The organism is Tenacibaculum sp. Bg11-29 (genome assembly GCF_002836595.1).
Lineage (GTDB): Bacteria > Bacteroidota > Bacteroidia > Flavobacteriales > Flavobacteriaceae > Polaribacter.
Map to the genome: position 1 here is coordinate 597,195 of NZ_PJBB01000003.1, position 15,496 is coordinate 612,690.

The 15,496-nt window shown below is 29.6% G+C and carries 9 protein-coding genes; 5 read left to right on the top strand and 4 right to left on the bottom strand.

The genetic code is table 11. The features are described from left to right. Positions 1-261: 261 nt before the first annotated feature. The 3 genes from tssD to CXF68_RS02830 all read right to left on the bottom strand — a co-directional run bounded on the left by tssD (position 262) and on the right by CXF68_RS02830 (position 3,293). Positions 262-660 carry a type VI secretion system tube protein TssD gene (tssD, locus tag CXF68_RS02820; RefSeq protein WP_028889952.1) on the bottom strand — a complete coding sequence of 133 codons (399 nt, stop codon included), beginning with the start codon at positions 658-660 and terminating at the stop codon, positions 262-264. A 670-nt stretch (positions 661-1,330) separates the two neighbouring features. Then, positions 1,331-1,594, bottom strand: coding sequence for a hypothetical protein (locus CXF68_RS02825; RefSeq protein ID WP_101042836.1), 264 nt, complete (start codon positions 1,592-1,594; stop codon positions 1,331-1,333). Between the two features lie 646 nt (positions 1,595-2,240). Then, on the bottom strand, positions 2,241-3,293 hold the full coding sequence (locus CXF68_RS02830; protein ID WP_101042837.1) for an endonuclease: 1,053 nt from the start codon (positions 3,291-3,293) through the stop codon (positions 2,241-2,243). Positions 3,294-3,468: 175 nt separating this feature from the next. Between CXF68_RS02830 and CXF68_RS02835 the strand changes: the two genes are divergently transcribed. Continuing rightward, on the top strand, positions 3,469-6,252 hold the full coding sequence (locus CXF68_RS02835; RefSeq protein ID WP_101042838.1) for a carboxypeptidase-like regulatory domain-containing protein: 2,784 nt from the start codon (positions 3,469-3,471) through the stop codon (positions 6,250-6,252). Positions 6,253-6,261: 9 nt separating this feature from the next. Next, positions 6,262-8,232 carry a DUF5689 domain-containing protein gene (locus CXF68_RS02840; protein WP_101042839.1) on the top strand — a complete coding sequence of 657 codons (1,971 nt, stop codon included), beginning with the start codon at positions 6,262-6,264 and terminating at the stop codon, positions 8,230-8,232. 68 nt (positions 8,233-8,300) lie between these two features. On the opposite strand, the gene CXF68_RS02845 is transcribed toward CXF68_RS02840, so the two are convergent. Continuing rightward, entirely contained in the window at positions 8,301-10,373 is a 2,073-nt protein-coding gene (locus CXF68_RS02845; RefSeq protein ID WP_101042840.1) for a M20/M25/M40 family metallo-hydrolase, read from the bottom strand. Positions 10,374-10,678: 305 nt separating this feature from the next. Between CXF68_RS02845 and CXF68_RS02850 the strand changes: the two genes are divergently transcribed. From CXF68_RS02850 to CXF68_RS02860, 3 genes are all read left to right on the top strand, one after another. Beyond that, a complete protein-coding gene (locus CXF68_RS02850) occupies positions 10,679-11,566 on the top strand; it encodes a metallophosphoesterase (RefSeq protein ID WP_101047308.1) in 888 nt (295 codons plus the stop codon). 247 nt (positions 11,567-11,813) lie between these two features. Beyond that, complete coding sequence (locus CXF68_RS02855) at positions 11,814-13,016, top strand: porin (protein WP_101042841.1); 1,203 nt, start codon at positions 11,814-11,816, stop codon at positions 13,014-13,016. 79 nt (positions 13,017-13,095) lie between these two features. Then, positions 13,096-15,345, top strand: a complete 2,250-nt coding sequence (locus CXF68_RS02860) for an inorganic phosphate transporter (RefSeq protein WP_101042842.1) — start codon at positions 13,096-13,098, stop codon at positions 15,343-15,345. Positions 15,346-15,496: the final 151 nt, after the last annotated feature.

Here is a 15,496-nt window from a genome sequence, read left to right on the forward strand (position 1 = left end):
ATATAACAATCAACTCACCAAACAGTATCATTTGTTTACAAATATTATATACTATTTTAATTTACACATCAAAATAGTCTTAATATGCATTCGATACTGAAATAAATTATGCCTCACAATTGTTACCACTATTGTATTCGTATACTATTACTTTTTTTTCTTTTTTAAAACTGGTGCTTATAGCAAAAGCACCTTTATAAATAATAATGTATAAGTAGTAAAAGAGCAAACCTTATAGGTTTGCTCTTTATTAATTTGTACTTATGCTACTGGCCAACGATTATCGATAGCTGCATTACCAATAGTCATTTGTTCTGCCGAAACAGTAAAATTAATAGTCATTGGTACGTCTCCGTTTACATGTAAGTTTTCTTTATAGTATACGATGTACGCATTCTTAAATTCAACTTCTTTCATTTTCGAATCTTCTTCAGATTTCTTAAATACAATTTTTCCTTCAATAGCTTTAAATTGGCTATTTAACATCGCTTCGATTACTGATGAATCTGCGGTAGATTCTATTGTAATATTAATTCTACCTCCGTAAACATTAGATGCAATTTTACCTTTCTTATCAGTATCTCTACTAAAAGAGTATTCTGTTGCTAATACGTCAAATTCTTTTCCTCCTAATTCTAGCGATGCTCTAAACGATCCCATAATTTTGTTTTTTAAATTATTATTTTTTAAAATTTTCTTTTGCTTTATGCATAGCGTAACTAGTATTATGCAAACATAAAACGAACTCTCCTATAACAATAGGCAATTATATAATAAGCTAAAAAAAGAAACATGCGCTACCAGGAGATCCCCAATAACGATACTTTTATAGTATAATACAGGCTGTAGTTGCCTATATAAATACAAGTATGACAGTTTATTTTACATAGCAATTATAAAATTACAAATTGTCAAATTTGAGATGTAAATGTATATACTTATTTTTAAAATAAAAAACAAATTCGTGTGAAAATGACATTAAATAGCTGCTCTTTAAAAAATTAAAATTCTAACAACCAAAAGATAACACAATACATATTATGTTTAATAATACTTCTTTGTAATAACTAAAATTATGAAGTACTATTATTAAACTCTTTAGAGGTTCGTAGGTAATTACGTATTGTATACTATGCCTGATGTGTTAATCTCTAGTATATAATAAGTAAATTACTTGTCTGTTCGAGCGCAGTCGAGAACTTTTAAACTATGGTGAATAGGTATCGTAAACTTCGTTTGCTACTTTCAATCAAAGTACCATTTGATTTCAGTAATGCTCGACCTAACATAGTTCGTCTAAAATTCATTTTAAAAACACATATCTATCTACTCATCTCTGAAACTCTTTAATAAAATTATGTAAACTAGTAATTTCTGTATTTAAAGCGGATATCGCCGTTTGTAGTGCTGCTATTTTAAAAAGTGAACTATCGGCTAATTGTAGTTCTAAATGTTTTTTACGCAAATTAATCCATTTTGTATCATTACTTGTTAAATCCTCTTTTTGTAATAGTTCTAAACACGCATGTATACCACGCAACCAATTGGCTCTTTTTTCTTGTAATAATTGTAGCGAGGCATGTTTTCTATGCAATTTTTTTTCTGCTTTTTTTAATAATTGTATTAATTTAGGTAACGCTACTTCTTCTTCGTTCTTTATAAAGTTTAACGCATGTGCTAATGCTGCTATAGGTGTTTGTAAGGCAAGTGCTTTGTATATTGTTAGCAGTTTATTAAATAGGGCATTGTTGTACGATCTTCGATTTGAAGATAGCGATTTTAACGTATCCTACGAGGCTCCTGTATAATTTGCTAATGAAATATTAGTAATCTTAAAACATGTTCTTATAGCTGTTAGCATAATTCAATTTTTTTTTGTTTTTATTTTTTTAAAGTCTATTAATGTACACTGCTATATTTTTTAAATTAAACAAGTGCACAAACATGTACACCCATTTACTTTTTATTTTTTCTCAGTGTACAGCCCTGTACACTCACTTTTTTTACTATAATTTTCGGTGTACAAAAATTATAGAAAAACCTTTTTCATAAACAGTACTAATTAAAACATAATGGCTTTTTTTTATTAAAAGTAGCAAACAAAGCTTCAAGAGCATTTAGATTATAATGAGGAAGTCTCGACTACGATCGACCTCACATTTTTCACTTTTTAAGTATACGTATCGATACAATTTACTATCGAACTCACGTTAAAAAAGAGAGTCAGTTTTATACCTTTTTTAGTTTTTATTCTCCCTAATTATATACATATACACAGGGTAATGGTCGCTATAACCACCAGTATATTTTCCGTAAGAAAAACTTCGAAAAGGGTACCCTTTAAAACGCCCTTTCTTTTCAGTTAAAAATCTTTTATTAAAAACACCCGATTTAAACATTTTATAAGAAGAAAAATCTTTTTCTCCTTTATCTAATAATGCAGATGTTATTACAATCTGATCAAACAAATTAATATTATCTCTATATCCTAAGGTACTAAAACCACGACGAAACATGTTTTCATATGGGTTATAAAGATCTCCTTCTTTAACATCTCGCTTCTTTTCTTTTGTTTTTAATACCTTTTTAAAACTTGCATTAATAGGATCATCATTAAAATCGCCAATAACAAACACTTTCGGAGCTATATCGTTCTTCTTAATTTTTGCTATTATTTGGGTTACTTTGTAAGCTGCTTTTTCTCGCAACACACTACTTTTTGCTTCTCCACCTCTTCTAGAAGGCCAATGATTTACAAGTACATGAATTAATTCTTCATCTAAATATCCTGAAACCCATAAAATATCACGCGTATATACTTTTCTATTTTCCTTGTATATATTAGGGTTAAAAACCTCAAAATGTATTGGTTTAAAATATTTTTTCTGATACAATAAAGCAACGTCAATACCACGTTTATCAGGGGAATCAAAATGAATAATTCCGTAATTTTTATCCTTAAGGTTTTTAGAGTTTACTAAATCTTCAAGTACTTTTTCATTTTCTACCTCAGCAACCCCAAGAATTGCAGGACTCGTATTTGTTTTATCTGCTCCTAGCTGTAAAATAACCTGCCCTAGTTTATCTATTTTATCCCAATAAATTTTTTCTCGATCGCCTTTAATTTCCATTATAGGGCTTGCTTCATCGTTTTTTTCTAAATCATTTATAGTATCAAAAAGGTTCTCTAGATTATAAAAACCTATCGTTCTTATTTTATATTGTTTTTGTGCTGTTACCTTTCCTAAAAATAGCACTATAAGTATAACAAACATTCCTAATATCTTTCTCATTTCATAAATTTTACATGACAAAAAAACACCATATACATAACAACCAACAATTTACCTAGAATTTAATATAAAAAAAAGTTATTATTTAAATTAATATTTATTATTTTTACTTCCCTCCTTTTATTTTCTTTTCACGGTGAATTAAGACCAATAAACAAACTATAAATAAGTGTTTATGAGGATCTTTACCGTAACAATACTATTAACGTGTTTAAGTTTTTTAAATTTAAGCGCACAAAATGCTATAAAAGGAATTGTAATAAATAGCGATTCTGATAAACCTTTACAAGGTGTTTTAATAAGTGTAAAAGAAATAAATTTTACTAGCTTAACTAATTTTAATGGTGCTTTTACGCTAAACAATTTACCTAAGAGAGAATTGGTTATTATAATCTCCTTAAAAGGGTTTAAAACTCAAAACATTCCTATTCAAATAACGGAAGGTCTTGTAGATTTAGGAATTATCTCAATATATAAAGATGCTTCTAATGATATAGATTTAAGTACAATAACCCTTACAGATGATGAACTAAATGATGACTCTAGCATTGCTGATAATATTACCGGTTTGCTACAATCATCAAAAGATACCTATTTACGTGCTGCTACTTATGAATGGAGTGCTTCTTTTTACAGTATAAAAGGCTTAGGTTCTGAAAACGCAAAGGTTCTTATTAATGGTATTGAAATGAATAAACACTATAACGGTCGCCCGCAGTGGAGCAATTGGGGTGGCTTAAATAGTGTATTAAGAAATCAAGATTTTAGCAGCGGATTATCTCCATCTAGTTATTCTTTCGGTGGTGTTTTAGGAGTTACAAACATTAATACTCGTGCTTCTTATTATAAAAAAAGTGCTAGTATTTCTTACGCTTCTTCAAATAGAAGCTATTCACATCGTTTAATGGCTAAATACAGCTCGGGCTTACTAAAAAATAGCTGGGCATTTACCGTATCGGCAAGTAAAAGACACGCTAACGAAGGTTTTACTGAAGGAACTTCATACAATGCTTATTCAATTTTTGCTTCTTTAGAAAAACAAATTAACAAAAAACATAGTTTAAACTTCACAGCCATTCAAGCTAAAAATAGCAGAGGTAAATCTGCTGCGAACACACAAGAAGTTTTTAATTTAAAAGGAACAGCATACAATCCTTATTGGGGCTATCAAAACGGAAAAATTAGAAATGCTCGAATTAAAAGAATTAATGAGCCGATTTTTATGCTAAACCACTATTGGAAATTAAATAACAAAACATCTTTAAATACAGGAATTGCATATCAATTTGGAGAAACAGGTAATAGTCGAATTGATTTTAATGGAGGTAACGATCCAAGCCCTACTTATTACAGAAAACTACCTAATTATTTTTTAAATAACTCTTATGGCTCAGATCATGCAAATGCCTATAAATCGTTCGTAAATTTTAAAAATGATGGACAGTTGAATTGGCTTGATTTATATATTGGAAATAAAAACACGAATAACAATGCTTTGTTTGCTCTTTATGAAGATCGTAACGATGCTAAACTCATAACAGTAACTACGAATTTAAATGCTGAATTAACCGACAACATTACGTTAAGTGGTAACTTAAAATATAAAAAAATAAATTCTGAAAACTTTGCCAATGTATTAGATTTATTTGGTGCAAGCGGGTATTTAGACATTAATAAATTTGGAGATATTGGTAATGATAATCTTCAAAACGACTTACTAAACCCTAATCGAGTGGTAAAAAAAGGCGATAAATTTAAGTACAATTACAAACTAATGTCGCAAGTTTATGGTGGCTTTACTCAATTACAATTTAAATACAATAAAATAGATTTTTATATTGCTAGTGCTATTAATAACACCTCACACCAAAGAGAAGGTTTATATAAAAATGGTATCTACCCAGGAAGCTCAACAAACGCCACAATACCAAACTCTTTTGGTAAATCTAAAAAAATAAATCACTTTGGTTACGGAGTCAAAACAGGTTTCACTTATAAAATTTCGGGTCGTCATTTACTAGATTTTAACGGGGGATACATTAGTAAAGTTCCATCTATACGAAACTCATTTGTAAATTCAAGATTCAATAACTTAACTGTTGCGGAGGTGAGTAGTTTAAATAATGAAAAAATTACATCTTTAGATGCTAGCTATATTGTAAGAACACCCTTTATTACCGCAAAATTATCAGGATACTACACAACAATTAAAGATGCAACTAATATTGCTTTTTACTTTACTGGGGCTGATAATCTTTTTGTTCAGGAAATAACAACAGGAATAAATAAAAAACATTTTGGAACAGAAATAGGTATTGAAGCACAAGTATTATCTAGCTTTAAATTAAAAGCAGCTGCCAATATCGGGCAATACACCTATAGCAATAATCCTACAGTAACATTAGCTTCTGAGATTAGCACAAAATCTAGTAATGCTGGCTTTAATGATAGCGGAATTAAAGATTACGGAAGGGCTAACCTAAAAAATTACAGGATTGCTTCAGGTCCTCAAACAGCTTATTCTTTCGGTTTCGAGTACAGAGATCCTAACTATTGGTTTATAGGAATGACACTTAATTATTTAGATAACATCTACGTATCTCCTTCAATAATAAAAAGAACTACTTCTTTTGTTTCTGATGACAGTCAATTTTTTCCAAATTTTAATCCTGCATTAGCAAGAAAACTACTTTCACAAGAAAAATTTGACGCCTATTTTACCTTAAATGCTATTGGAGGGAAAACTTGGAACATTGGTAAAGGCAAATACATCGGATTCTTTGCGAGTTTAAATAACATACTTAATGAAAAATATAAAACAGGAGGCTACGAACAAGGAAGAACTGCGAACTACAAATTAGAAAGTAAAGATAAAGTAAATGGAACTCCCAATTTCGGAACTAAATACTGGTACGGTAGAGGCGCAACCTACTTCTTAAATATAAATTATAGATTTTAAAAAAACAGCATGAAAACAAAAAACATTTTTAAACCTATTGGACTATTTTTTATTATTCTTTGCTCTTGCATAAACAATGAAGACTTCTCAATTCCTACTTTAGGAGAAGACAAAGAGTATGTAAATTTTAAATCATTGAGTGATATCGCTAACTTACACCAAGGTAATCTTGTAACATTTGAGGAAGAAACTACAACTTCTGGGTATGTAATTTCGAGTGATAAAGATGGTAATTTTTATAAATCAATTTTCATTCAAGATACCCCCACAGACCCAACGATTGGTGTTGAAATAAAAATAAACGACACAAATTTAAGTGCAAGATATGCTATAGGTAGAAAAATTTTCATCAACTTAAAAGGGTTATTTTTAAATAAAACTCATGGTAATTATCAAATAGGAAGTAAAAATACTTTTGGGAACGGAATAGAGAGAATAAGTGTAAATGATTATGTTTATTTTATAGATAGGTCTTCTGAAATTAGTGACGTAACACCGACACTATTGGATATTTCAGAATTAAATGAAAAGCACACAAATACACTTATTAAAGTAAACAATGTTCAATCTGAAATAAAAGGATTACAATATGCAACTCCAAACAGTAGCTCAGAATATGTGATTAACAGGTCGATTATCTCATGTAATACTTCCGAAAAATTAATTCTTACAAATAGTGTTTTTACATCTTTTAAATCATTGTTTATTCCAGATAAAAAAGGAAGTATTACTGGTGTTTTTAATATGCTCGATGATAAAAAATATTTAACTATTAGAAATACGAATGATATTGATTTTAATGAAGAATATGGTTGTTTTAATAATCCTACTGAAGCTTCGCTAGCTGATATAAAATCCTTATTTACGGGAGTCGAAACAAAAATCAATCAAAACTCAAAAATAAAAGTAGTTGTTACCTCTGATTTAAGCGAAAAAAACATAACCAATAAAGAAGCTTTTGCTCAAGATAAAACAGCTGGAATTTCCTTGTTTTTCAGTGACATTCATAATTTAAACTTAGGTGATGAAATAGAAATTGCTGTAGGTGGATTAAATTTAACTGAAAATAATGGAGTACTACAATTGAACCTAACTTCTTCAAATATTATAAATAAAACAACTGGCTCCTTACCTGTTCCCGAATTAATAACAATTGAACAAGCATTATCAGGAAACTATGAAAGTAAATTAGTTAAAATTGAAAACGTTCAATTTAAAGACTTAACAAAAAATTACGCATCAGAAAACACATTAACCTCAAATTGCACTAACGAATTAAAAATTATTCCTGCAAAAACAGATGCCTCGTTTGCTAATAATCTAGTGAGTGATAAAAAAGGGGTTATTACAGGAGTCATGACTAATTTTAACGGAGTTCAAATACACATTAGAAATAAAACAGATATAAACTTTACCGAAACTTATACTTGTACCTCTGTTGGAGATGGTTCGGAATCTAGTACCGATTTATACTTCTCAGAATACGCAGAAGGATCTAGTAATAATAAATATATTGAAATTTATAACGGCACTGGTACTACTATAAATTTAGCCAACTATAAATTACAACTATACCGTAACGGCTCTTCAGTAGCCACCAAAGAGCTAGAGTTAAACACCCTAACCAATACATATTTAACAAACGGAGAAGTAATTGTTATCTATAATTCTAGTGCCAATAGTCATATTAAAAATGAAGGTGATCTTTCATCATCTCTAGCTATTTTTAATGGTGATGATGCTATTTCGCTTATAAAAAACGACGTAATAATAGATGTTATTGGAACAATTGGTGAAGATCCAGGGTTTGGTTGGAAAGTTGCAGATACCGATAACGCTACTAAAGACCATACTTTAATTAGAAAAACAATAATCACTAAAGGCACTAAAGATTGGTACAAAAGTGCTGGTACAAATGCTTCGAATTCTGAATGGGAAGTAAAAGACAAAGATGATTTCTCTTCTGTTGGTAAAAAATAATTTATTTAACAAAACAAACCCCAAACTTTAAAAGCTTGGGGTTTTTTTCTAATTTAGAATAACTGGCATTATTCTTTAATAAACTGCTGAGTATACTTTTTTCCTGTTTTTTCTAACGTAATAAAATAAACACCTGTTTTTATATTAGAAACATCAATATTGTTCGTATCAGAAGACATTTTTACTTCTTTTACTAAACTTCCGTTCACATTATAAATATAAATATCTCTATGCTGCCACAATTCATTATAAACTTTAACTGTAAATTTATCTCCTACTACAGGATTAGGACTAGAAAATAGTACGTTTTTATCATTTACCAATTTTTTAATAAAATTATTCCTAGACAAATTAGCACTAGTACAACTTCCTATTTTATTCCAACCAGCATTTTCTCTTTCATATAAAGTATTAGAATACACGACTTTTTCACCTACCTGATAATTCTTAGAAGCATCATATGCTGCTACACCGTCACAAATACCATCAGCACTTCCTTCTGATATAATCACAGAATAATCCTCTACTTCACCATATTCAAAAGTACCACAAGAAGTAGGAACTGCATTATAACTCATAGCAATTCTCATTCTTGTTTTCCCTAATTTTGAAGTTGCAGGAATAACAAAAGAAGCACTTACAGGACTCGTTTTCGAAGGTGTTTTGGTCCAAACTTGTTCTCCTGGATCATTAAAATCAGAATCTTGATTATAATCTATCCAAACAGCATATCCCTCATTATATTTACTACCTGTCCATTTTGGTGTTATCGTTAATGCATAAGAAGTTCCTTTATTTAAACTGGTAGATAAATTAGTAAAATCTTGATACCCATTCACTGTTCCTGAATTATTATTAATTGTACCTAGTGTAACATTTTGAATATATTCATCATTAACATTTCCTCCCTTTAAATCACAATAAACAACAGGAGTAACAGCTCCCTCTTTTTTTGCTATCTCAATTAAATATTCAATTCCTAATTTAGCAAACTTAGCTGCATGTGTTGCATTAGCTGTAACAGAACGGCTAAAAGTATCATTTACGGTATGAATATATGGATTAGAATCATTAAAAGAAGCTTCGAAAGGAAAAGCTGCGTCATATCCCTGTTGCGCCCAACTATAGTGATCTGAACATCCGTAATTACATCGCGTATAATCATAGGTGAATTTATTTGTTCCTGATGAATTATAATGATCCATTAACTGAGCTAAAAAACCATTCAATGCACTACTATTATAACTGTCATCAGAAATGTAAACATCTTTAGGTGAACCTTTATAATTAGTCATATCAAACTGTAAATAAGATAAAACATTTATATTTCTATTTTTATAATCTTGAGCAATTTCCTTAGATCCTCTTAACCCAACTTCTTCTGCAGCGTAAGCCATAAATTCAATCGTTTTTTGAGGTTTATAATTCATTTCAAAAAGCACTCTTGCAACTTCAGTAATAGTCGCTATTCCTGATGCATTATCATCTGCACCTGGTGCATTTGTTTCATTTTCAGGACTTATAGAATCTATATGTCCACCAATTATAACATATTCATTAGGTGTTTCACTTCCTTGAATAGTCATTATAACAGATGGCATTGAAGTACTATTATGCTCAACTATTCTAACAGAAACATCTGTTCTACTTCCTTTCATACTTTCCCATTTTTGTTTTAAATCAAGAACTGACTGTCTTGCCTTTTGGGTAGTATGATACCTAGTTCCATAATTTTCGAGCTCCTTAATATGGTTTGCTATATTCGTGTTATTAACCAAATTAATACCTTGATTTACTAGTTGATCTTCTGAAATACTGTAACTAGCTCTTTTTTGATTGCTATTTCGGTTTTGTAATTGTTTAATTGTTTTAAGAGCATCTTTTTCTGATGCTTCATAAATAAAACCAGGACCATGTGTTAAGACCATATGATGTAGCTTTTCAGCAGCTTTATTACTTAACTTTACTGCACTAAAACCATTTTGGGAAGAAATAATCTTGATTTCTTTTGATGCTTTTGCTTTTAAACTTAAAGCATCCGCAGTTTCTAGTGTAGCATAAAACATTTTTTCTTGACTAAAAACATTTGGTGCAATAGCACACAAAAACAATAACGGGACTAATAAATACTTTTTTTTCATTTTTGAAGGGTTCTAAAATTAATTTTTATTAAAATAATTTGCAACATTGGACTATCCATATTACAGAGCGTAAGTTACTTAAAATGAATGATTAAAAATAAATAAATTAAAAACCGGCAACTAATTATAAATAGAAACGTTGCTCTTTACCATTAAGCTTAGTGAGGTCAAGACTTTTTAGGATAAAAAATTATCAATTGCTCCTTAAAATAAATTTTTCAAAATATCATATATTTATTTTACACGTTATTAAAGTGTTTAGAAAAAAATATGCATATTTATATTCTAAATATTTACAAAAGCAAATGTCATCTAATAATCGAATAACAAACGCCTTTTTAAATGCCAAAAAATTAGAATTATCTAAGGAATCTAAATACATTCTATTTTCAGATTGCCATAGAGGTGATAATAGTTTTGCTGATGATTTTTCTCATAATAGAAAAATATTTCATCATGCCTTATCTCAATATTTACAAAAAGACTTTACTTATATTGAATTAGGTGATGGTGATGAACTCTGGGAAAATAAATTTGTAAACATATTTAATGCAAACAAGGATGTTTTTTTACTTTTAAAAAAGTTTCACGAAAAAAACCGACTACATTTAATTTGGGGAAATCATGATATGGATTATAAAAATCCTAAAAAAGTAAAGAAAAACTTAAATTATTACTATGATGTTACTGATGGTAAAGAAAAAGAATTAATGATAAATATTTCTTTTTCTGAAGCTATTAAATTGGAACAAAAAAACGGAAGATCTATTTTTTTATTACATGGTCATCAAGCTGATTGGTTTAACTACACCTTTTGGAAATTAAGTAGGTTTTTAGTACAAATTTTATGGAGACCATTACAATTAGTAGGTATAAAAGACCCTACAAGTCCTGCTCAAAATTTTAAAGGACATATAAAAGTTGAAAGCCGTCTTGAAGAGTGGATAAAAAAAAACAATAATCAAATGATTATTACTGGTCACACGCACCGCCCACGTTTTCCTGCCCCAAACGAGCTTCCACATTTTAATGATGGTAGTTGTGTGCATCCACGTTGCATAACAGGTCTTGAAATAGAAAACAACCAAATTACTCTTATTAAATGGCATGTGATTACCAATGAGAATGGTACTATGCAAATAAAAAGAACTGTTTTAGAAACTTCTAAAAACATTTCAGAATATATCGATTAATTTTTCACCTAACCCCAATAGATAACGGTTTGTTAAATCACACTTAATATTAAGATAAGAATGAAGCACTACTTTTGAAACTTCTTATTTAAGAAATAAAGTCATTAGGTAAATATTAGTTTTTGTCGACTTTTTTATCAGGCTAACTGCCTTTGGCCAAGGCAGTTTTTTTATTTAATACCCTATTAACAATAAATTAACATTAGTATTAGTTATTTGCAGCGACAAAAACTAATAAACAACACTAATGAATTTTAAAACAGCACTTACTTGTGTAAGTATGTTTGTGTTATCGTATGCACATGCACAACAAACAAATGCGCCTAAATTTGGAAAAGGGTTATTTAATCTAATAGGAAAAGATAGTACTTGGTCTATGAAAATTGGAGCAAGAATGCAATTTTTAACAATCGCACAATGGGACTCTAATGCTGACGGATTATCAAACCCTTCTTCTTCTTTCTTAGTAAGAAGAGCGAGATTAAAATTTAATGGTTTTGCTTTTTCTCCAAAATTAAAATATAAAATGGAATTAGGACTAACTAATAGAGATATTGGTGGTGCTTCAGAATTTACTAATAATGCACCTAGATATATTTTAGATGCCGTTTTAAAATGGAATTTTCATAAAAACTTCGAATTATGGATGGGACAAACAAAATTACCAGGAAATAGAGAACGTGTAGTTTCTTCTGCTAATCTTCAAATGGTAGATCGTTCTTTATTAAACAAAAGGTTTAATATTGATAGAGATATGGGAATTCAATTAAGACATCATTTTAATATATCTGATAATTTTATTGTGCGTGAAGCTTTATCAATTGCGCAAGGAGAAGGGCGAAATGTTACTACAGGAAACCTTGGAGGACACCAATACACAGCTCGTTTAGATTTTTTACCTTTTGGTAACTTTAAAAGTAAAGGAGATTATAAAGGGAGTGATTTAAAAAGAGAAGCATCTCCAAAATTAGCTATTGGTACTAGTTATGATTTTAATAACAACGCTGTTAAAAACAGAAGTAACCAAGGTTCTTACATGAAAAATGATGTTGGTTTCTATCGAACAAATATTTCTACGCTTTTTATTGATGCAATGTTTAAATATAAAGGGTTCTCTTTTATGGGAGAATATGCATACAGAGATGCTAAAGACCCTATTGCAAAAAATTCAGATGGTACTGTTACTGGAGACATCGTACAAGTAGGTAGCGGATTAAACCTACAAACTGGCTACTTGTTTTCAAAAAACTGGGAACTTTCTGGTCGTTATACTAATATTAACTTAGATAAAATTATAACAGGAAAAGGAGCAGAAAACCAATATACATTAGGGGTATCAAAATACATTGCAGGACACAAATTAAAAGTACAAACCGATGTGAGTTATTTAGATTTAGCTGATAAAACAAACCAGTTAATGTGCCGCTTACAGGTAGATATTCATTTTTAAGAAACAATAACATAACATAAACCTAACATACACACAATGGTAGTGTTTGTAGATTTGTAAAAAAACAAAAAAAGTAAAAATGGGAGATCCATATATTTTAATGCTTGTCGCTTTAGCTATTTTAGCTGTTGTTGACTTAGTTGTAGGTGTTAGTAACGATGCTGTTAATTTCTTAAATTCAGCAATTGGTTCTAAAGCTATTAAGGTTAGAAACATTATGATAATTGCTAGTGTAGGTGTGTTCTTCGGTGCCATTACATCTAGTGGTATGATGGAAGTAGCTCGAAAAGGTATTTTCAACCCGAATATGTTTATGTTTCAAGACATTATGTTCATATTTATGGCGGTGATGATTACTGATATTTTATTATTAGATATCTTTAATTCATTAGGTATGCCTACTTCAACTACGGTATCTATTGTATTCGAATTATTAGGAGCTGCAGTATGTATTTCTTTAATTAAAATTTCTTCTAGTGATACGCAATCAATTTCAGATATTTGGAATTATATCAATCATAAAAAAGCAATTGAAATTATAAACGGAATACTACTCTCTGTTGTAGTTGCCTTTTCTGTAGGTGCTATTGTTCAGTTTATATCTAGATTAATATACTCTTTCAATTTCGAAAAAAGAGCCACATATATCAATGCTTTATTTGGTGGTTTTGCAATTACTGCAATTACTTATTTTATTATTATAAAAGGAATGAAAGGAACTCCTTTTTATAAAGATATTAAGCACTTAATTGAAGGGAATACATTATTAATTATTGCTGGAAGTTTTGTTGTTTGGAGTTTAATTTCTCAAGCATTAATTAGCTTCTTTAAAGTAAATGTTTTAAAATTAATTATTGGAGTAGGAACATTCTCTTTAGCAATGGCATTTTCGGGTAACGATTTGGTAAACTTTGTTGGTGTACCAATTGCAGCGTGGAATTCGTATGAAGCTTGGAGTGTTTCTGGTGTTTCAGCTGATGCTTTTTCTATGGGAATCTTAGCTAAGAAAGTACCTTCTAATGTTTATTTACTTTTATTAGCAGGTGCTATTATGGTTATTACATTATGGACTTCTAGTAAAGCTCAAAACGTAATTAAAACTGGTATTGATTTATCTAGACAAGGTGAAGGGCATGAAAAATTTCAACCAAATCCGTTATCTAGAATTGTTGTAAGAGCAGCAATGGCAGTTAATATTGGTATTCGTAAAGTTTTCCCTGCAAAAACATTAGCTTTTGTAGATTCTAAGTTTCAAAAACCAGTAATTGAATTACCTAAAGACAAAACGTATGAAATGCCTGCTTTTGATTTAGTAAGAGCAGCTGTAAACTTAATTGTTGCTGGTATTTTAATATCAATTGCAACATCTATGAAACTACCATTGTCTACAACTTATGTAACTTTTATGGTTGCTATGGGTACTTCTTTAGCTGATAGAGCTTGGGGACGTGAAAGTGCAGTTTATAGAGTTGCTGGTGTAATTAATGTTATTGGTGGATGGTTTTTAACCGCTTTAACTGCATTTTTAGCAGCAGCAATAGTAGCTTATTTAATTAGCTTTAGTACGGTTATGATTCCTGTTTTATTATTAGTAGTAGCTCTTTTAATAGGAAGAAACACATTAATACATAGAAAAAAATCGAAAGAAGTTAAAAAACAAATGCACTTTGAAAGAGCTGAATTAATTACCATAAATGGAGTAATTGAAGAAAGTGCTGATCATATTGCTGAAGTTGCAACACGTGTAAATAAATTATATACAAGCGTTGTAAATGACTTAGCAAATCACGATTTAAATAAACTACGTAAAACAGATAAACACGTAGGTAAGTTAAATGATGAAATTGATGGTTTAAAAGACGGAGTATTCTACTTTATTAAATCATTAGATGATACCTCAGTACAAGCTAGTAGATTTTACATTTTAGTTTTAGGTTACTTACAAGATGTTGCACAATCTATTAGTTATATTTCTAGAGCAAGTTTTAAACATGTAAATAACAATCATAAGAATTTAAAGAAAGGTCAGTTAAAAGATTTAAAACATATTGACAATACACTTTCTAAGCTATTAGATGATATTAGTGTTACTTTCGAGAACAGAAGTTTCAATAACTTAACACACATTATTAATGAAAAGAAAGAGTTATTAAAAGATGTTTCTGATTCTATAGAAAAGCAAGTAGCTCGTATTAGAACAGACGAAACAAGTCCTAAAAACACGACATTATACTTTAGTGTTTTACTCGAAACTCAAGATTTAGTTTCTGCTCTTATGAGCTTATTAGAAACTTATGAAGAATTTCATATAAGTAGTAAAAACGTATAAAGATTATTTTTATAAAAACAAAAAACCGAGTGAAATTCACTCGGTTTTTTTTGTTACTAATACCAGTTCTTGTTTGAAATCACTGTTAAATAAAATGATGATTTTTTTCTTTATATGAATAACAAAACTAAAGAATAGCCTTGACTATGGT